General features: G+C 69.3%; 15 protein-coding genes. 10 read left to right on the forward strand and 5 right to left on the reverse strand.

The annotated features are described in order from the left end of the window. Positions 1-100: 100 nt before the first annotated feature. The 4 genes from Q7W82_RS06525 to lpxC all read left to right on the forward strand — a co-directional run bounded on the left by Q7W82_RS06525 (position 101) and on the right by lpxC (position 4,997). Positions 101-955, forward strand: coding sequence for a cell division protein FtsQ/DivIB (locus Q7W82_RS06525; RefSeq protein WP_242160673.1), 855 nt, complete (start codon positions 101-103; stop codon positions 953-955). Continuing rightward, the gene (ftsA, locus tag Q7W82_RS06530) at positions 952-2,187 is read left to right on the forward strand and encodes a cell division protein FtsA (RefSeq protein WP_010340121.1); all 1,236 of its coding nucleotides are present in this window, start codon (positions 952-954) and stop codon (positions 2,185-2,187) included. The genes Q7W82_RS06525 and ftsA overlap by 4 nt, the downstream gene beginning before the upstream one ends. A 288-nt stretch (positions 2,188-2,475) precedes the next feature. Continuing rightward, positions 2,476-3,702, forward strand: coding sequence for a cell division protein FtsZ (gene ftsZ, locus Q7W82_RS06535; protein ID WP_010340120.1), 1,227 nt, complete (start codon positions 2,476-2,478; stop codon positions 3,700-3,702). Between the two features lie 380 nt (positions 3,703-4,082). After that, positions 4,083-4,997 carry a UDP-3-O-acyl-N-acetylglucosamine deacetylase gene (gene lpxC, locus Q7W82_RS06540; protein ID WP_160948098.1) on the forward strand — a complete coding sequence of 305 codons (915 nt, stop codon included), beginning with the start codon at positions 4,083-4,085 and terminating at the stop codon, positions 4,995-4,997. Between the two features lie 146 nt (positions 4,998-5,143). Here the strand turns inward: lpxC and Q7W82_RS06545 are convergent, their stop codons facing one another. Beyond that, positions 5,144-5,620: a DUF721 domain-containing protein gene (locus tag Q7W82_RS06545; protein ID WP_242160674.1), complete on the reverse strand. Its 477-nt coding sequence runs from the start codon at positions 5,618-5,620 to the stop codon at positions 5,144-5,146. 10 nt (positions 5,621-5,630) lie between these two features. On the opposite strand from Q7W82_RS06545, the gene Q7W82_RS06550 reads away from it, so the two are divergent. Further along, a complete protein-coding gene (locus tag Q7W82_RS06550) occupies positions 5,631-6,578 on the forward strand; it encodes a M23 family metallopeptidase (RefSeq protein ID WP_160948096.1) in 948 nt (315 codons plus the stop codon). 161 nt (positions 6,579-6,739) lie between these two features. Continuing rightward, positions 6,740-9,481 (forward strand): preprotein translocase subunit SecA, encoded by a 2,742-nt coding sequence (secA, locus tag Q7W82_RS06555; protein ID WP_242160675.1) that lies wholly within the window; start codon positions 6,740-6,742, stop codon positions 9,479-9,481. A 116-nt stretch (positions 9,482-9,597) separates the two neighbouring features. Here secA and Q7W82_RS06560 read toward each other — a convergent pair whose 3' ends face one another. Further along, positions 9,598-10,908, reverse strand: coding sequence for an FAD-dependent monooxygenase (locus Q7W82_RS06560; RefSeq protein ID WP_242160676.1), 1,311 nt, complete (start codon positions 10,906-10,908; stop codon positions 9,598-9,600). On the opposite strand from Q7W82_RS06560, the gene Q7W82_RS06565 reads away from it, so the two are divergent. The 3 genes from Q7W82_RS06565 to Q7W82_RS06575 all read left to right on the forward strand — a co-directional run bounded on the left by Q7W82_RS06565 (position 10,889) and on the right by Q7W82_RS06575 (position 13,230). Further along, complete coding sequence (locus Q7W82_RS06565) at positions 10,889-11,443, forward strand: TetR family transcriptional regulator (RefSeq protein WP_242160677.1); 555 nt, start codon at positions 10,889-10,891, stop codon at positions 11,441-11,443. The two genes, Q7W82_RS06560 and Q7W82_RS06565, sit on opposite strands and share 20 nt — an antisense overlap. A gap of 176 nt (positions 11,444-11,619) precedes the next feature. After that, positions 11,620-11,994, forward strand: a complete 375-nt coding sequence (locus Q7W82_RS06570) for a VOC family protein (protein ID WP_242160678.1) — start codon at positions 11,620-11,622, stop codon at positions 11,992-11,994. 273 nt (positions 11,995-12,267) lie between these two features. After that, the gene (locus Q7W82_RS06575; protein WP_160948092.1) at positions 12,268-13,230 is read left to right on the forward strand and encodes a Nudix family hydrolase; all 963 of its coding nucleotides are present in this window, start codon (positions 12,268-12,270) and stop codon (positions 13,228-13,230) included. A gap of 249 nt (positions 13,231-13,479) precedes the next feature. Here the strand turns inward: Q7W82_RS06575 and Q7W82_RS06580 are convergent, their stop codons facing one another. The 3 genes from Q7W82_RS06580 to Q7W82_RS06590 form a co-directional block, all read right to left on the reverse strand. Continuing rightward, positions 13,480-14,085 carry a DUF4124 domain-containing protein gene (locus Q7W82_RS06580; RefSeq protein ID WP_242160679.1) on the reverse strand — a complete coding sequence of 202 codons (606 nt, stop codon included), beginning with the start codon at positions 14,083-14,085 and terminating at the stop codon, positions 13,480-13,482. 188 nt (positions 14,086-14,273) lie between these two features. Beyond that, positions 14,274-15,116, reverse strand: coding sequence for a methylenetetrahydrofolate reductase [NAD(P)H] (metF, locus tag Q7W82_RS06585; RefSeq protein ID WP_242160680.1), 843 nt, complete (start codon positions 15,114-15,116; stop codon positions 14,274-14,276). 360 nt (positions 15,117-15,476) lie between these two features. Further along, positions 15,477-16,847 (reverse strand): alpha-amylase family protein, encoded by a 1,371-nt coding sequence (locus Q7W82_RS06590; protein ID WP_242160735.1) that lies wholly within the window; start codon positions 16,845-16,847, stop codon positions 15,477-15,479. Positions 16,848-17,178: 331 nt separating this feature from the next. On the opposite strand from Q7W82_RS06590, the gene Q7W82_RS06595 reads away from it, so the two are divergent. Next, positions 17,179-18,099, forward strand: coding sequence for a M14 family metallocarboxypeptidase (locus tag Q7W82_RS06595; RefSeq protein WP_242160681.1), 921 nt, complete (start codon positions 17,179-17,181; stop codon positions 18,097-18,099). The last annotated feature ends 63 nt before the right edge of the window (positions 18,100-18,162 follow it).

Below are 18,162 nucleotides of genomic sequence, written 5' to 3' on the forward strand. Positions count from 1 at the left end.
TCGCACCGTCGGCGCTTCGCGCCGCCGGCGAGTTCCGCTGTGCGCGTTGCGCCAATCCCCAATCCCCAATCCCCAATCCCGCGCACCGGAAGGTGCGCCAATGAACGCCTCCCTGCGCATCCTCGCCTGGCTGCTGGCGCTGGCCCTGGTCGCGCTGCCGATCGTGGCCGTGCTCAACGGTTGGGTCGGCGCCGAGCGCTGGCCGCTCAGCCGGTTGCAGGTGAGCGGCGACTTCAAGCGCGTGTCCGCCGAGCAGTTGCGCCAGGTGGTGCTGCCGTATGCGCGGCGCGGCTTCTTCGCGGTGCGCCTGCAGGATGCGCAGGACGCGATCGAGCGCCTGCCGTGGGTGGAGAGTGCGCGGGTGCGCAAGCGCTGGCCGGATGTGCTGGAAGTGCGCGTCGTCGAGCACCGTCCGTTCGCGCGCTGGGGCGAAGACCGCATGCTGTCCGAGCAGGGCCGCATCTTCGCCCTGCCCAACGAACTGCGCGACGTGGCCTTGCCGCACCTGGCTGGTCCGGATGCCAAGGCCGCCGACGTGGTCGCGCTGTACAACGCCTCGCGCGCGCTGTTCGCGCCGGTCGGTTTGCCGGTGCAGGGCGTGGCCCTGGACGCGCGCGGCAGCTGGTCGCTGGCACTGGGCAACGGCGTGCAGGTGGTGGTCGGCCGCGACGACGCACGCGCCCGCCTGGAGCGCTTCGCCCGCGTGCTGCCGCAACTGCTGCAGCCGGGCCAGCCGCCGCTGGCGCGCGCCGACCTGCGCTACACCAACGGATTCACCGTGGCATGGGTGCCCGAGAGCAAAGAGCCGAGCAAGGAGCCGGGTAAGGAGAAGAAGCCCGCGGCGCCGGCCCAGCCCACACGCCATGCGGCACTGGCCGACCCTCCGCCCCGTCGCGAGAGCCCGCTCTTCTCCCTTCCCCATTCCCGATTCTCTATTCCCGGCTCCAAGACATGAACCGCAAAGGCGACAAATCCCTCATCGTTGGACTGGACATCGGCACCTCCAAGGTCGTCGCGCTGGTCGGCGAATACTCGCCCGGCAATCCGATCGAGGTGATCGGCATCGGTTCGCATGAGTCGCGCGGCCTCAAGCGCGGCGTGGTGGTGGACATCGAATCCACCGTGCAGTCGATCCAGCGCGCGATCGAGGAAGCCGAGCTGATGGCCGGCTGCGAGATCCGCTCGGTGTACGCCTCGATCTCCGGCAACCACGTGCAGTGCAAGAACTCGCCGGGCATCGTCCCGATCCGCGACGGCGAGGTGACCTGGAACGACCTGGACCGCGTGCTGGAAGCGGCCAAGGCGGTGGCGATCCCCGCCGACCAGCGCATCCTCCACGCGATCCCGCGCGAGTACGTGCTGGACGATTCGCAGGAAGGCATCCGCAACCCGGTCGGCATGACCGGCGTGCGCCTGGAGGTGCACGCGCACCTGGTGGTGTGCGCGCAGTCGGCCGCGGCCAACATCAGCAAGTGCGTGCAGCGCTGCGGCCTGCAGGTGGACGACCTGATCCTGTCCTCGCTGGCGTCCTCGGTGGCGGTGCTGACCGCCGACGAGCGCGAGCTGGGCGTGGTGCTGGTGGACATGGGCGCCGGCACCACCGACCTGGCGGTGTTCGTGCAGGGCGCGATCTGCCACACCGCCTCGCTGCCGATCGCCGGCGACCACGTCACCAACGACATCGCGCACATGCTGCGCACGCCGACCCCGGAAGCCGAGCAGATCAAGGTGCGCTACGCCTGCGCGCTGGCGCAGCTGGCCACCGCGGAAGAAAGCATCCAGGTGCCCAGCGTCGGCGACCGCCCGCCGCGGCGCATGCCGCGCCATTCGCTGGCGCAGGCGGTGCAGGGCCGCTACGAGGAAATCTTCGAGATGGTGCAGGCCGAACTGCGCCGTTCCGGCTTCGAGGAACTGGTGCGCGCCGGCATGGTGCTCACCGGCGGCGCTTCGAAGATGGAAGGCGTGGTCGAACTGGCCGAGGAAATGGTGCAGATGCCGGTGCGCGTGGGCATTCCCCAGCACGTCACCGGCCTGGGCGAAGTCGTCGGCAACCCGGTGCACGCGACTGGCGTGGGCCTGCTGCTGATGGGCAGCCAGATCGAACACCCGCGCCGCCCGTCGCTGCCGACAGGCCGCGCCGGCAGCTTGTTCAAGAAATTGAAGAACTGGTATCGCGGCGAGTTCTGATGGAGCCGGGATTGGGGATTCGAGATTCGGGATTGGTGGGAGCAACAGCGGTAGGCAGAGAGAGAGTAGAGAGCGGTAGGTAGGCAGGCGATAAGTTTTTTGCAGTGATTCCGCCGCGGAGCAGGGCATGGGACTGGAGGGCCGCTTTTGCGAATCCCCAATCCCGAATCCCCAATCCCGGCATCCAAACAACAACACTCGCCGGACGGAGAGGCAGGAAAAAAGGATCGGAGTACTTCCGAATCCCTAATCCCCAATCCCGAATCCCGGCTCAAAGAGGAAACGGACATGGCGCATTTCGAACTGATTGAAAAGATGGCACCCAATGCAGTGATCAAGGTCGTTGGCGTGGGCGGCGGCGGCGGCAACGCGGTCGCGCACATGGTCAGCAGCAGCGTGGACGGCGTGGAATTCATCACCGCCAACACCGACTCGCAGGCGATCAAGAACTGCGGCGCCAAGCTGCAGCTGCAGCTCGGCACCAACGTCACCAAGGGCCTGGGCGCGGGCGCGAACCCGGAAGTCGGCCGCCAGGCCGCGCTGGAAGATCGCGAGCGCATCATGGACGCGCTGCAGGGTGCGGACATGGTGTTCATCACCGCCGGCATGGGCGGTGGCACCGGCACCGGCGCCGCGCCGGTGGTGGCGCAGCTGGCCAAGGAAATGGGCATCCTGACCGTGGCCGTGGTCACCAAGCCGTTCCCGTTCGAAGGCCGCCGCCGCATGCAGGTGGCGCTGAAGGGCATCGAGGAACTGAGCCAGCACTGCGACTCGCTGATCACCATTCCGAATGAAAAGCTGATCACCGTGCTCGGCCGCAACGCCACCATGATCCAGGCGTTCCGCGCCGCCAACGACGTGCTGCAGGGCGCGGTGCAGGGCATCGCCGACCTGATCGTGCGTCCGGGCCTGATCAACGTCGACTTCGCCGACGTGCGCACCGTGATGTCGGAAATGGGCCTGGCGATGATGGGTACCGGCTCGGCTCGCGGCGACGACCGCGCGCAGGCCGCCGCCGAAGCGGCGATCCAGAACCCGCTGCTGGACGACGTCAACCTGGCCGGCGCCAACGGCATCCTGGTCAACATCACCGCCGGCCCGGACTTCACCATGGCCGAGTTCGACGAGATCGGCCGCACCATCGAGGGCTTCTCCTCCGAGGACGCCACCGTGGTGGTCGGTACCGTGCTGGATCCGGACATGCAGGACGAAGTGCGCGTGACCGTGGTCGCCACCGGCCTGAACCGCGCGGTGTCGCGCCAGTCGCAGCGTCCGGAGCAGCGCGCGCCGATCAAGCTGGTGCGCAACGCCACCACCGGCCAGCCGGAGTTCGGCGACTTCGAGCATGGCGGCGACGCCGTGTCCAAGGCGGTCGGCGGTGCGATGGGCCTGGGCCTGCGTCGTCCGAGCGGCGACGGCATGAGCGCGGCGGCGTCCGCACCGGCACCGGCCGCGGCCGACCTGCCGAGCGACTACCTGGATATTCCTGCGTTCCTGCGCCGTCAGGCCGACTGATGCCGTCCCTGGCGCAGCCGTCCGGCTTGCGGATGGGCCTGCCCGGCCGTCCATGGCCGGGCGCGGGGCCGCTCGCGAAGCAATGCTTCGCAAGCAAGCGGCCCGCCCTGCGCCGCCAGGCCGACTGAGGTCCGCGTCATCGGCCGGCGTCCGCGCCGGCCCGCAATACCGCCGTCCAGGAGCGCCTCCCTGGCCGGCGCGCCGTGTCCCTTGCTGCCGGGTCCTCGCGACCCGGCAGGTTTTTGCGACGGCGACGCCGGCACGGGCCAGCGTTGCACCCATGGGATGCTGTGACCGCTTTGTTAAAATTTGGCTAAACGCGTGATATTCTCGTTGTCTGTTCAGTTCCCGTGCGAACAGACGTTCCCAGACTGTCTGCCATGACCCAGCAACGCACCCTCAAGAACACGATCCGCGCCACCGGCGTGGGCCTGCACAGCGGCGACAAGGTCTACATGACCCTGCGCCCCGCACCGGCCGACCACGGCATCGTGTTCCGACGCGTGGACCTGGATCCGGCGGTGGACGTCCCTGCCGATGCCGAGCTGGTCACCGAGACCACGCTGTGCACCGGCCTGAGCCGCGGCCAGGCCAAGATCCAGACGGTGGAGCACCTGATGTCGGCGATGGCCGGCCTCGGCGTGGACAACGCCATCGTCGAACTGTCCTCGGCCGAGTTGCCGATCATGGACGGCTCGGCCGGTCCGTTCGTGTTCCTGCTGCAGTCGGCGGGCATCGTCGAGCAGGGCAAGGCCAAGCGCTTCATCCGCATCAAGCGCGAGGTGGAAGTGCGCGACGGCGACAAGATCGCCCGCTTCGTGCCCTACGACGGCGGCTACAAGCTCGGTTTCACCATCCAGTTCGACCACCCGATGATCCCGGCCAAGCAGTCGCGCCAGGAAATCGAGTTCTCGACGATGGCCTACATCAAGGAAATCTCCCGCGCGCGCACCTTCGGCTTCATGCGCGACCTGGAGTACATGCGCGAGCGCAATCTCGGCCTGGGCGGTTCGATGGACAACGCCATCGTGCTCGACGAGTTCCGCGTGCTCAACGACGACGGCCTGCGCTACGCCGACGAGTTCGTGCGCCACAAGATCCTCGATGCGATCGGCGACCTGTACCTGGCCGGCGGCCCCATCCTGGGCGCCTATGAGGGCTACAAGTCCGGTCATGCGCTGAACAACAAGCTGGTGCGCGCCCTGCTCGCCGAACAGGCGGCGTGGGAGTGGGTCAGCTTCGAATCCGCCGCGCAGCAGGCGCCGGTGGCCTACGGGGCCGCGGCTTACGCCTGAACCCGTTAAGCCCGGCCAACGGCCGGGTGGGTATCACGGAATCGGCAATCGGCCGGTTCTTCTTCTCCCCTTAACGCCGATTTAACGAATCGGTAACGACCTGACGCCTGGCGCCCGCTAGGATGCGTCGGTCGCGGCGTGTCTGTCTACGTACGTCGACGGCCACGGTCGGAGCCAGTGGTCGCATCGGGCGTCGTGGAGACGACGTCCTGCAGGGAAGCCAGGGCCTCGCGCAAGCCCTTGTGCGTGGCCGCAGAAACCGGAGCTGGCGTGCTTCTTGCCTGCTGCATTGGGGAATGCGCGGGTGCAGTCGCAGTCTTGACGGTCACTTTGGTGGCTTTCAGCCCGAGGGAACGGGCCGCAGCAAGGATGTCGGCCTCGGCCAGCCTGACCCGGGCGTGCCAGACCGGAGACTCAACGAGAAAAACGAGCTGCTCGCCGTTCACATTGGCCAACCGGCAACGGGAGGCCAGGTTCGGCGGCAGATGGGGGCGTAACTGCCGGTCCAGCGCGTCGAGCCACAAGGCACGTCGCAACGGGTCGCCCGCCTTGTCCGCCAGTGCGGCGTCCAGCGCCGGCTGCGGCGTGGCGGTATGGCCTTCGCCGGACTTTCGCTTAGACATGAAAACTCATATGACGTTCAAGAAGATCGTAATCCGTTCCAGTGAAAAGGGGGTCAAGACGTTGCCGTGGCGATTGCGCGAATTCGCCGATCGCCGCCCCCTCGCCGCGCTCGGTACCGTGCTCGGCCTCGGCATGGTACTCGGCATCGGCGTCAGCGCTGCGGCCGGGTGGGGTGGTTCGGCGCAACTGCGCGCCAAGCTCGAGCGGCAGGACCAGGAGCTGGCGCAGGTGCGCCGCGACGCGCAGACCCAGGTCAACGCCCTGGCCGCGCGCCTGGGCGAACTGCAGGCGCAGGCGACCCGGCTCAATGCGCTCGGCGAGCGCCTGACCCGCATGGGCAAGCTGCAGGACGGCGAGTTCGACTTCGACCAGCCGGTCGGCGTCGGTGGCGGCGACGACGAGCCCAGCCACGACATGCCGGCGCAGCAGCTGGGCAAGGAACTGGACGGGCTGCAGCAGCAGTTCGCCACCTCCGGCCAGCAGCTGTCGGTGCTGGAATCGCTGCTGTTCGACCATCAGCTGGACCAGAACGCGGTGCCTTCGCGGATGCCGATCCGCAACAGCTACATCACCTCGGCCTTCGGCGGCCGCGCCGATCCGTTCGGCCGCGGCACCGGCAACCACAAGGGCATCGACTTCCACGCCAATGTCGGCGACCCGGTGCTGGCGGTGGCCGACGGCGTGGTCAGCTACTCCGGCGTGCGCGGCGGTTACGGCAATGTGGTCGAGGTCGACCACGGCAATGGCTATGTCACCCGCTACGCGCACAATTCGCGGCTGTCGGTGAAGGTCGGCGACCTGGTGCGGGTCGGCCAGGAAGTGGCCAAGGCCGGCTCCACCGGCCGTTCCACCGGTGCCCACGTGCATTTCGAGGTGTGGAAGGACGGGGTGGTGGTGAACCCGGCCAAGTTCCTCGGCGATGGCGCCATTCCGGTGGGCCGCCGCGGCCGCGGCTGAGTCCGGCAGGGGCGGTGTGCCGGCATTGAATCGCCGGACCCCGCCCCAAGCTACAATGTGCTTTGCCATCGACAGGGCGCCTCGCGCCCTGTTTCGTTTGCGGCCCGTCGATTCCCTGGGGATCGGGCCGCCGAGGCGTTCCTTTCCAACCGGTTCCTTCAATGATCAACAGTCTGCTTACTCGCGTTTTCGGTAGCCGCAACGAGCGCCAACTGCGCCAGCTCCACCGTATCGTCGCCAAGATCAATGCGCTGGAGCCGGAGATGGAGCAGCTCTCCGACGAGCAGCTGCAGGCCAAGACCCCGGAACTGCGCGGGCGCATCGCCGGCGGCGAGACCCTGGACAAGGTGCTGCCGGAAGCGTTCGCGGTGTGCCGCGAGGCCAGCCGCCGCGTGCTGGGCATGCGCCACTACGACGTGCAGTTGATCGGCGGCATGGTCCTGCACCTGGGCAAGATCGCGGAAATGCGCACCGGCGAGGGCAAGACCCTGGTCGCGACGCTGCCGGTGTACCTCAACGCGCTGGAAGACAAGGGCGTGCACGTGGTCACCGTCAACGACTACCTGGCGCGCCGCGACGCCGCGCAGATGGGCAAGCTGTACAACTGGCTGGGCCTGACCGTGGGCGTGGTGTACCCGGGCATGCCGCACAGCGACAAGCACGCCGCCTACGCCGCCGACATCACCTACGGCACCAACAACGAATTCGGCTTCGACTACCTGCGCGACAACATGGCGCTGTCCAAGGCCGACCGCTTCCAGCGCGGGCTCAACTACGCCATCGTCGACGAGGTCGACTCGATCCTGATCGACGAAGCGCGCACCCCGCTGATCATCTCCGGCCCGGCCGACGAGTCGCCGGAACTGTACATCCGCGTCAACCGCATCGTGCCGCAGCTGGTCAAGCAGGAGTCGGAAGAGGGCGAGGGCGACTTCTGGGTCGACGAGAAAGGCAAGCAGGTGCACCTGTCCGAAGCGGGCATGGAGCACGCCGAAGAACTGCTGCGCGCCGCCGGCATCCTCGCCGACGAGGAAGACCGCCTGTACGGCGCGCAGAACCTGAGCGTGGTCCACCACCTCAATGCCGCGCTGCGCGCCCACGCGATCTACCAGCGCGACGTCGACTACATCGTGCGCGACGGCGAAGTGGTGATCGTCGACGAGTTCACCGGCCGCACCCTGCCGGGTCGCCGCTGGTCCGACGGCCTGCACCAGGCGGTGGAGGCGAAGGAAGGCGTGCCGGTGCAGCGCGAGAACCAGACGCTGGCCAGCATCACCTTCCAGAACCTGTTCCGCATGTACAAGAAGCTGTCCGGCATGACCGGTACGGCCGATACCGAAGCCTACGAATTCCAGAGCATCTACGGCCTGGAAGTGGTGGTGATCCCGACCAACCGCCCGACGATCCGCAAGGACTGGCCGGACCAGGTGTTCCTCAACCGCCAGGGCAAGTTCAATGCGGTGCTGGCCGACATCGAGGACTGCGCCAAGCGCGGCCAGCCGGTGCTGGTCGGCACCACCTCGATCGAGACCTCGGAAATGCTGTCCGAGCACCTGCGCAAGGCGGGCGTGAAGCACGAGGTGCTCAACGCCAAGCAGCACGAGCGCGAAGCGCAGATCGTGGCCAATGCCGGCCAGCCGGGCGCGGTCACCATCGCCACCAACATGGCCGGCCGCGGTACCGACATCGTGCTGGGCGGCTCGCTGGAGGCCGAACTGCACGCGCTGGGCGAGGAGCCGGACGAGGCCACGCGCGCGCGCCTGAAGGCGGCCTGGCAGGAGCGCCACGACGCGGTCAAGGCCGCCGGCGGCCTGCACATCATCGGCACCGAGCGCCACGAGTCGCGGCGTATCGACAACCAGCTGCGCGGCCGCTCCGGCCGCCAGGGCGACCCGGGTTCCTCGCGCTTCTACCTGTCGCTGGAAGACAACCTGATGCGCATCTTCGCCTCGGACTGGGTGCAGAAGGCGATGCGCATGATGGGCATGAAGGAAGACGACGTCATCGAGGACAAGCTGGTCAGCCGGCAGATCGAGAAGGCGCAGCGCAAGGTTGAGGCGCACAACTTCGACATCCGCAAGAACCTGCTCGACTTCGACGACGTCAACAACGACCAGCGCAAGGTGATCTACGCCCAGCGCGACGAGCTGCTGGACGCCGAGTCGGTGAAGGAGAACGTCGACGGCATCCGCGACGACGTGATCTACGACATCGTGTCGCGCTTCGTGCCGCCGAACTCGGTGGACGACCAGTGGGACCTGCCGGGCCTGGAGGCCACGCTGGCCAGCGAGCTGGGCCTGTCGCTGTCGATCAGCGACCTGGTCAAGCGCCAGGAGGAACTGGACGCGGACGGCATCGTCGAGAAGGTGCGCGAGGAAGTGGACCGCCATTTCCGCGAGAAGGAATCGGCCATCGGCGGCGAGACCATGCGCGCGCTGGAGAAGCACGTGATGCTCACCGTGCTGGACCAGAGCTGGAAGGAGCACCTGGCGCGCATGGACTACCTGCGCCAGGGCATCCATCTGCGCGGCTACGCGCAGAAGCAGCCCAAGCAGGAATACAAGAAGGAAGCCTTCGAGCTGTTCTCGGAGATGCTGGAGCACGCCAAGCGCGAAGTGGTGACCCTGCTGGCGCGGGTGCGCATCCGCAGCGAGGAGGAAGTGGCGGCGCTGGAGGCGCAGGAGCGCCAGCAGATGGAGGCGCAACTGCGCCAGGCGCAGTTCCAGCACCAGGATGCCGGCGGCTACGGTGCCGACGAGGAAGCCGAGCAGGTGCAGGGCGGCGGCGCCGCGGCGCCGACCGTGGCGCAGGTGACCCGCGAAGCGCCGAAGGTCGGCCGCAACGATCCGTGCCCCTGCGGCAGCGGCAAGAAGTACAAGCACTGCCACGGCCAGCTGAGCTGAGTCTGGCCTCCACGCAGGGCTGCGCACGCGCGCAGCCGTTGCGTGCTTGGTCCTCCACCACGGAGGACCAGGATCCGCTGCTCCCGTCCCTTTGCGGAGCAGCGGCGGTTCGCCGCTCAGTTACCCAGTTCGGCCAATCGGGCCGCCAGCCTGTGTCGGATCGGCGGCGCATGATCGATCAACCCAAGCAGGCCGTTGCGGACGCTGCGCGCCACCGGCCCGGTGGCGGTGGCCGCGCGCGTCATCGCGTCGGTCATGCGCACCACGCCGCGGGCGATGCGATGGCGGCCGGTCGCCCACGCGTCCAGGCCGCGGGCATCGTGCTGGCGTAGCGCCCGCTGCAGCGCCGGCGCCAGGGCGATCGCGTCCTGGATGCCGGTATTCATGCCCTGGCCTCCGGCGGGGCTGTGCACGTGCGCCGCATCGCCGCACAGCAGGGCCCGCCCTCGGCGCAGGTGCGCGGCCACCCGGTGCTGCAGATGGAAATCCGAACTCCACAGCATCGCGTCGATGCGCGCGCGCGCACTTTGCGGTCCGCGCGCGTCGAGCACGGCCTGCATCTGCGCCAGCGTCGGCGGCCCGATGGCGTCCGCCACCGTGACCACGATCCGGTGGCGATCGCCCGCCGTGCCGTCGGGTTCCGGCAACGGCGCCACCACCATCAAGCCCTGCGGCGAGAAGAACAGGCTGACCTCCTCGCGCGGCAGCGGCCAGGCCATGCGCACATCGGCGAGCACGAAGGTCTCCGCGTAGTCGCCGCCCTGGAATGCGATCCCCGCGCCCTCGCGCACGGCGCTGTGCGCGCCGTCGCAGCCGACGATCCATTGCGCATGGACGCGTCGCTGGCGCTGCTCCGGCAGTTCCAGATCGGCGCTGACGCCGTCGGCTGTCTCCGCAAACGCGAGCAGGCGTGCCGGCCGCCACACCGTGGCGGAGTCTGGCGCCAGCCCATCGCCCAGAATCGCCTCGGTGGCGTTCTGCGGGCACATCAGCGCATACCGATGCGCCGAGGGCAGGTCGTCGAAGCTGATCTGCAGCAGGCTCCGGTCGCCGTCGCGCACGCGGAACCGAGTGGCCTGCACGCCCGCCGCAAGCAGGCGCGGCACCACGCCGAGCGGTTCCAGCACTTCCAGGGTGCGTGCATGGATCACCGCGGCGCGCGAGGTGTTCAGCCCCGCCGCATGCCGGTCGACCAGGAGCGAGGCGATCCCGAGGCGGTCCAGGGCCAGGCGCAGTGCCAGGCCACTGGGGCCGGCGCCCACGATCAGGACGTCCGTGGACAGCGTGTCTGCGTGGGCGTTCATCGCCTCTCCCTGGGTAAGCGTGTGTTTACATTCTGCGCCCTTTTCGGCATGGAGTAAACTTATGTTTACAGGCGCTTCGCCTGTTTTCTCCAGGGGCGCCCCCGTGACACGTTCGCAGGCCACCAAAGACCGCATTCTCGAATCGGCGCGGGCGCTGTTCGCCCTGCACGGCTACGACGGCGCCACGGTGCGCCAGATCGCCGCGCAGGCGCAGGCCAACGTCGCGCTGGTGATCCGCTACTACGGCAGCAAGGAGCAGTTGTTCCTGGCGGCGGTGGAGTTCGACCTGCAGTTGCCGGATCTGCGCGACGTCCCGGCCGAGGAGGTGGGCGAACGTCTGGCGGCGCATTTCTTCGCGGTCTGGGAGGACGCGCCCTCGGGCCATCAACTGGTGGCCTTGCTGCGCGCGGCGGTGAGCCACGCCGATGCGCAGGCGCGGCTCACCGAGATCTTCGAGAAGCAGTTGCGCACGGCCGTGCGCCGCTACCTGGGGCCGGGCGCGGCGGCGGAGACGCGCGCGACCCTGATCGCCTCGCAGATGCTGGGCTTCGCCCTGGTGCGCTACGTGCTGGAGTTTCCGGCCAGGGGCCTGACCCGGCCGCTGGCGGTGCGGGTGTTGGGGGAGACGCTGCAGCGGTATCTGACCCAGCCCCTGTGAGGGTGGGGGGAGCCCGTCTGTCGAGTCAACCGCGAGTCGCGGTCGCGCGTGCGCCGCTGACCGTGTCAGGCCGGGGCATGAGTGGAGCTTCGCGTGTGCACTCGTTGCCGGCGCGCGCCCCGTCGCGGCATGGCATGCTCGGCAATGCGGGGCACGAATGCGTCGGAGGAATCGTCTTGGCTCCCTTGCACAGCCTGGAACTGAAGGTCTTCGTGCCCGCGCAGGATTTCGCGCTGTCGGCGCGCTTCTATGCGGAACTCGGGTTCGCGCCCGAGCCGCTCGGCGACGGCCTGCTCTGCTTCCGCCACGGCGACCGTTGCGCGTTTCTGTTGCAGGATTTCTACCACGCAGGCCTGGCGCAGAACCTGGTGCTGCATCTGTGGGTGGAGGACGCCGATGCCTGGTGGCGGCGGCTGCATGCGGCCGATCTGGCCGGCCGTTATGGTGCGCGCCTGGGCGATCCCGAGGCCCGGCCCTGGGGCATGCGCGACTTCACCCTGCACGACCCCAGCGGCGTGCTGTGGCGCATCGGCCACGGCCTGGACGCCTGAGTGGCGGTCGGATGCAGAAATGCAGCAGCCGTCGCGATGCATGCCGCGGCAGCGCCGTGCGCGGCGCGCCACGCAGCGTGGCATGCGGATCGGGGCGCACGCGTACCGTGTCCGATGACGGTCTGGCAGGTCCCTGCGTCAGGCGCACTGCCGCGCCGCGCATCGACATTGCGGGCATGCCCGCCGATGCGGTCGCCGCGCTCCGACGCCGATCGACGCCGATGTGACCCCGGTTGATTGCGTTGGCGCTGCCGGAAACGGCAAGCTTGCGCCATGTCCGAACCGCTCAGATCCATTCATGTCGTTGCCGGCGTAATCACCGATGCGCGCGGCCGTATCCTGCTGACCCGCCGCACCGAGGGCCGTGACCTGGCCGGCCTGTGGGAATTCCCCGGTGGCAAGCGCGAGCCCGGCGAGACCTCGGAGCAGGCGCTGGTGCGCGAGCTGCAGGAGGAACTGGGGATCGAGGCCGTGGTCGGCGACTGGCTGATGGAAGTGCCGCAGCGCTACCCGGACAAGCGCCTGCGCCTGGAAGTGCGCCAGGTGTCGGCGTGGAAGGGCACGCCGCGCGGCCGCGAGGGCCAGGCGCTGACCTGGGTGAGCGCCGACAAGCTGGGCCGCTACGCGATGCCGCCGGCCGACCAGCCGGTGGTGGCGATGCTGCGCCAACCCGCTTGCTACCTGGTGACCCCGGAGCCGACCGAACCGGGCCCGTGGTTGGCGGCGCTGGAGCGCGCGCTGGACGCCGGTGTGCGCCGCGTGCAGTTGCGCGCGCGCGGCCTGCCGGCCGAGCAGTGGCTGCCGCTGGCGCGGGCCGCGGCGACGCTGTGCGCGGCGCGTGGCGCACAGGTGCTGGTCAATCGTGACGTGGCGCTGGCGCAGGACCTGGGCGTGGGCGTGCACCTGGGCGCGGAGCAACTGCCGCAATGGCAGGCGCGTCCGTTGCCGGCCGGACAGCCCGTGGCGGCGTCCTGCCACAGCCTCGAAGAGTTGCAGGCGGCGCAGCGCATTGGCTGCGATTTCGCGGTGGTCGGGCCGCTGGCCGCCACCGCCAGCCATCCTGGCGCCGCACCGCTGGGCTGGGAGGCGTTCGAGCGCCTGCGCGAGCAGGTCGCCCTGCCGATCTATCCGATCGGCGGCCTGGCGCCGACCCAGGTGGCCGAGGCGCGCCGCCATGGCGGCCAGGGCATCGCCGCGATCCGCGCGCTGTGGCCGCTGGCGGCCGATGTGGCGTGAGTGGAGCGGCGGCAACCGCTGCCCGTAGGAGCGGCTTCAGCCGCGACATCGGATCGCCGACAAGTAGCGGCTGAAGCCACTCCTCCGCGAAGGTGGCGTGGCGCGTAGGGAGAAGCCGCTGTTGCGATTCCCCAATCCCCATTCCCGATTCCCGGCTTCACCACGTCGCGGCTGGAGCCGCTCCTACGCGAGGGGGGGGCGTGTACAGGGAGCCGCCATAGCGAATCCCCAATCCCCAATCCCGGCTCCTCAGAAACTGATCCAGAAACAGTCGTACTGCCGGCGCAGCCCCAGCACGGTGGAGGCCGGGGTGATGCTGCCGCTCAAGGTCTGCTGCAGGCGCAGCCCGGTCGCGTGCGCCCGCGGAGGGCCACCGGTGTCGTCGCTGTCCGGCGTGCCCGGCATCGGCACGGCCGCCGTCGCGGCGGGCGTAGTGTTGGCGCTCTCTGCCGAGTCGCCCGGCAACACCGGCACGATCGCGACAAGGGGGCGGCGCACGATCGCGTCCAGCCGGTCGAGCACGCGCTGCGCGCCGGCGTCGGAGACGCCGTTCCACCAGTACAGCGCCGACAGCCGGTTGACGTCGCGGGTTTCCACCGCGGTGCGGATCTGCTGCGCCAATACGCTGAGCCGGCGCACGCACTGCGGCGGCGCCAGGGCGCGGGCGCTGCCATCGACGTTGCCGGGTGCGGCCGGTGGCGGCAGCCGGTCGATCGCGCCGACGTCCTCGCAGCGCCGATCGCTGAACACGGTGGTGCCGTCGGGGCCGCTGCAGCGGTTCACCCGCTGCGCCGCGGCGGGCGTGGCGAACACGCAGAGGCACAGGAGCAGCAGCATCGGCGGAAGAGCGCGCATCGGCGCAGGGTAGCCGCAGCCGGCGTGACCGCGGAGCGAATGGGTGGTGACGCCGGGATTGGTGATTCGGGATTCGGGATTGGCAACAGCGGCACGCGGCCCCGCTTTGGCGAATCCCCAATCCCCAATCCCCAATCCCCAATCCCCAATCCCCAATCCCCAATCCCGAGCGGCAGCGACCGCGCCGCTCAGCCGGCGTCGATGGCGCCGCGCAGGCGCGCCAGGACGCTGGTGGTCGGCTTGGCCAGGTTGAGGGTGTAGAAATGCAGCCCGGGCGCGCCGCCGTCGATCAGGCGTTGGCACAACGTGGCGACCACGTCGGCGCCGAACTCGCGGATGGCCTCGGCATCGTCGCCGTAGGCCTGCATGCGCTTGCCGATCCAGCGCGGGATTTCCGCGCCGCACTGTTCGGAGAAGCGCCGCAGCTGGCTGAAGTTGGAGATCGGCATGATGCCGGGCACGATCGGGATCTGCACGCCGAGCTTGCGCACCGCGTCGACGAAGTGGAAGTAGGCGTCGGCGTTGTAGAAATACTGGGTGATGGCGGCATCGGCGCCGGCGTCGACCTTGGCCTTGAAGTGGCGCAGGTCGCTGAGCGCGTCGTTGGCCTGCGGATGCGTCTCCGGATACGCGCCCACTTCCAGGTGGAAGGCATCGCCGTGCTCGGCGCGGATGAAGGCGATCAGGTCGGCGGCATAGCGCAGGTCGCCGGGGTGGCCCATGCCGGAGGGCAGGTCGCCGCGCAGCGCGACCAGGCGGCGGCAGCCGATCGCGCGGTACAGCTTGAGCAGTTCGCGGATCTCCTCGCGGCTGCCACCCACGCAGGACAGGTGCGGGGCGGCCTCGAAGCGGTGGTGCTGCTTGAGGTGGCGCACGGTCTCGGAGGTGTAGCTGAGGGTCGAGCCGCCGGCGCCGAAGGTGCAGGAGACGTATTCCGGAGCGTAGGCCTTCAGCCGCGCAGCGGTGCGGTCGAGCTGCGCGCGCTGCTCGTCGGTCTTGGGCGGATAGAACTCGAAGCTGATGGCGGTCATGGGCGCAACGCAGCGGGCGGTGCGGTCAGTATATCTCTTCATCCGGATGGATGTGCAAGATTACGGGTGATTGGGAATGGTCGCGGCCGGCGTCGCGCTGCCGTCGCCGGATAGGGCGTGTCACTAATCCATGAGCATGCCGGGCCACGACGACGCGGCCATGACGTGCGCAATCGCGGCGCTTCGGGTTGGGCCTGGCAGGCGCGCGGCCGGCCCGCGCGGCTTGACCTGACGGCCAGTCAGGCACTGCGCCGTGCAACGCCGCCGCGGGCCTGCCAGACCCAACGCGGCAATACTCGCGAATTGGCGACACGCCCTAGGCCGACGCGCCCGCGCGGCGCATCGGCCGGATGCGGACGCTCAGCGCTTCCACATCCGCGCCTGCCGAGGCGGCAGGCTGAAGGTGTAGCTGCCGCTGGAGATGCGCACCACGCTGCCGGAGCCCAGCGCATCGGTGTAGTCGACGTTCCAGCGCAGCACGCTGCCGTTCATCGGCACCGCGGCGGTGACGGTGGTGCCGCACTTGTTGATGCCGACGATGCCCAGGTCGCCGCGGCGGAACAGCAGGTAGCAGGCACCGTGCGCCAGCACCTGCATGTCGCGGCCCTGCGCGGCGTTGTGGAAGCCGACCATGCGCTTGAGGTCGTCGCGCTGGTAGGCGTTGACCCAGCGGTTGTCGCCGCTCTCGTTGTTGTCCGAGTACACCATCGGCACGCCGCCGTCGCGGCCGAGCAGGTAGGCGTAGGCCAGGGTCTCGTCGACCGGATCCATGATCGCGTAGCGGAAGCCGGCGTTGTTGGGGATGTCGTGGGTGATGGCGAAGGTCACTGCGCGCGCGCCCGGCAGCGCCTGGCCGTAGGCGCCCGGATCCACCAGCAGGTCCATGCTGCCGCCGTAGGCGAAGGCGTTGCGCACCGAGTTGAAGAGCGGGAAGTCGTAGGCCGCGTGCGGGGTGGCCTGCAGGTACGGCGCCAGGAACTGGTCGTAGTCGGCATTGCCGCTGCCGCCGCCGGTGATCACTTCGCCGAACACCAGCACGCCGGAGCGGACCTGAGCATCGAGTACCTTGTTCAGATGATCGAAGGTCATGTGCTTGGCCGCGTCGACGCGAAAGCCGGTGACGCCCAGCGCCTTCAGCGCCAGCAGGTAATTGCGCTGCTGCTGCACCACCCAGTCGTTGCCGACCAGATCCGGCAGGCCGGGATCGCTGCCGCCGCCGCAGATGCGGTAGGTGCGCACCTGGTAGGGATCGTTGTAGTTGGTGATGCACTGCGCCGGGCCGAAGTCGTTGGCGCCGAGAAAATTCTGCGAGAGGTCGCCGAACAGCCGCAGCGACGCATAACGCTGCGGATTGGCGGCGTACTGGCCGAGCACCGCGCTGCCGGGGTAGTTCAGGTCCGAGCGCGTGGCCGCCTCGTTGGCCATGTGGTTGAGCACCACGTCCGCATAGGTCTCCACGCCGACCGCCTTCAGCGCCTGCACCATGCTGGCGAAGGCGTCGGTGTCGCCGAGCGGGTTGTCGATCAGGCGCATGTCCTGCGGCTGGTAGCGCGCCCACCAGGCGTCGCCCTGCGAGCGGTAGGCCGGCGCCACCAGCACCTTGCGGTAGCCGGCGGCGGCGATCTGCGCGGCGCGCGCTTCCACGGTGGCATAGGGCCAGTTGAACGCATGCAGGATGACGTCGGCCTGGGCGCTGGCGGTGGCCAGGAACAGCAGCAGGCCGACCAGCAGGCTGCGCCAGCGGTGCAGGCGTAGCAGACGATTTGCAGCGGATGGAACGCGCATCGTTCGATCTCCTCGGTGCGTGGGCGCAGGCAAGGCGCCTGCAGGACAGGGCGTGACGTCGCCGCGGGCAGGCGTGCGGCGGGAGGATGCTAAGCGCGCATCGCGGCGCAACATGCGTGCGCTACATACGTATTCATGGCGACAGCGCAAGAAAGCGGGATCGGCATCCGCTTCCGCGTGGGAGCACCGTGCGCGCTGCATTCTTGGCACGTGTCGCATCGCGGCCCATGTGCTTTGCTACAGTCGCCGCCCTCACCTGTCGACGCGGAGCCGCACCATGACCAGCGCAGCCTTCTATCCGATCGGAACCCCCGGCGTGCCCTGGGGCGCCGCCGAGAAGGCGGCCTGGCTGGCCGGGCAGCCGCGCCGGCGTAGCTACCAGGACGAAGTGGTCGCTGCCATCGAAGACCTGCGCGGGCACTGGGACGTGGTCGAGTACGGGCAGTTGGCGTACGCGCAGGAGCGCTATCCGTTGCTGGCGCTGCGCAGCCGCGGTTGGGACGACGCGCTGCCGTGCATGCTGGTCACCGGTGGCGTGCATGGCTACGAGACCAGCGGCGTGCACGGCGCGCTGCAGTTCGCGCAGCAGCACGCGCAGGACTACGCCGGCCGCGCCAACGTGCTGCTGGCGCCGTGCGTGAGCCCCTGGGCGTACGAGCGCATCCACCGCTGGAACGCCGATGCGATCGATCCCAACCGTTCGTTCCGCGCCGACAGCCCGGCGCAGGAATCGGCGGCGCTGCTGCGTCTGGTCGCGCCGTTGCGCGATCGGGTGCGCATGCACATCGACCTGCACGAGACCACCGACAGCGACGAGTCCGAGTTCCGCCCGGCGCTGGCCGCGCGCGATGGCATCGCCTACGAACCGGGCGGCATCCCCGACGGCTTCTACCTGGTCGGCGACAGCGAGAATCCGCAGCCGGCCTTCCAGCAGGCGGTGCTGGCCGCGGTGGCGCAGGTTACCCACATCGCGCCGGCCGACGCCGCGGGCACATTGATCGGCACGCCGCTGGCGGCGCCGGGGGTCATCAACTACCCGGTGAAGCGGCTGGGCCTGTGCGCGGGCATCACCGACGCGCGCTACACCACCACCACCGAGGTGTACCCGGACAGCGCCAGCGCCACGCCGCAGCAGTGCAACGCCGCGCAGGTGGCGGCGGTGCGCGCGGCGATCGACTACGCCCTGGCGCATCCGTAGGCGCAAGCCGGCTGCACGCTCCGTAGGGGCGGCTTCAGCCGCGACCGGCCTCCCCGGGAACGC

Source organism: Xanthomonas indica (genome assembly GCF_040529045.1).
GTDB lineage: Bacteria > Pseudomonadota > Gammaproteobacteria > Xanthomonadales > Xanthomonadaceae > Xanthomonas_A > Xanthomonas_A indica.

Excerpts from the sequence above, each read along its gene's own strand:
- secA (WP_242160675.1), top strand. The coding sequence starts at position 6,740 with ATGATCAACAGTCTGCTTACTCGCGTTTTCGGTAGCCGCAACGAGCGC.
- Q7W82_RS06595 (WP_242160681.1), top strand. The coding sequence starts at position 17,179 with ATGACCAGCGCAGCCTTCTATCCGATCGGAACCCCCGGCGTGCCCTGG.
- Q7W82_RS06575 (WP_160948092.1), top strand. The coding sequence starts at position 12,268 with ATGTCCGAACCGCTCAGATCCATTCATGTCGTTGCCGGCGTAATCACC.
- ftsA (WP_010340121.1), top strand. The coding sequence starts at position 952 with ATGAACCGCAAAGGCGACAAATCCCTCATCGTTGGACTGGACATCGGC.
- Q7W82_RS06525 (WP_242160673.1), top strand. The coding sequence starts at position 101 with ATGAACGCCTCCCTGCGCATCCTCGCCTGGCTGCTGGCGCTGGCCCTG.
- Q7W82_RS06550 (WP_160948096.1), top strand. The coding sequence starts at position 5,631 with ATGACGTTCAAGAAGATCGTAATCCGTTCCAGTGAAAAGGGGGTCAAG.
- lpxC (WP_160948098.1), top strand. The coding sequence starts at position 4,083 with ATGACCCAGCAACGCACCCTCAAGAACACGATCCGCGCCACCGGCGTG.
- Q7W82_RS06580 (WP_242160679.1), bottom strand. The coding sequence starts at position 14,085 with ATGCGCGCTCTTCCGCCGATGCTGCTGCTCCTGTGCCTCTGCGTGTTC.
- ftsZ (WP_010340120.1), top strand. The coding sequence starts at position 2,476 with ATGGCGCATTTCGAACTGATTGAAAAGATGGCACCCAATGCAGTGATC.
- metF (WP_242160680.1), bottom strand. The coding sequence starts at position 15,116 with ATGACCGCCATCAGCTTCGAGTTCTATCCGCCCAAGACCGACGAGCAG.
- Q7W82_RS06545 (WP_242160674.1), bottom strand. The coding sequence starts at position 5,620 with ATGTCTAAGCGAAAGTCCGGCGAAGGCCATACCGCCACGCCGCAGCCG.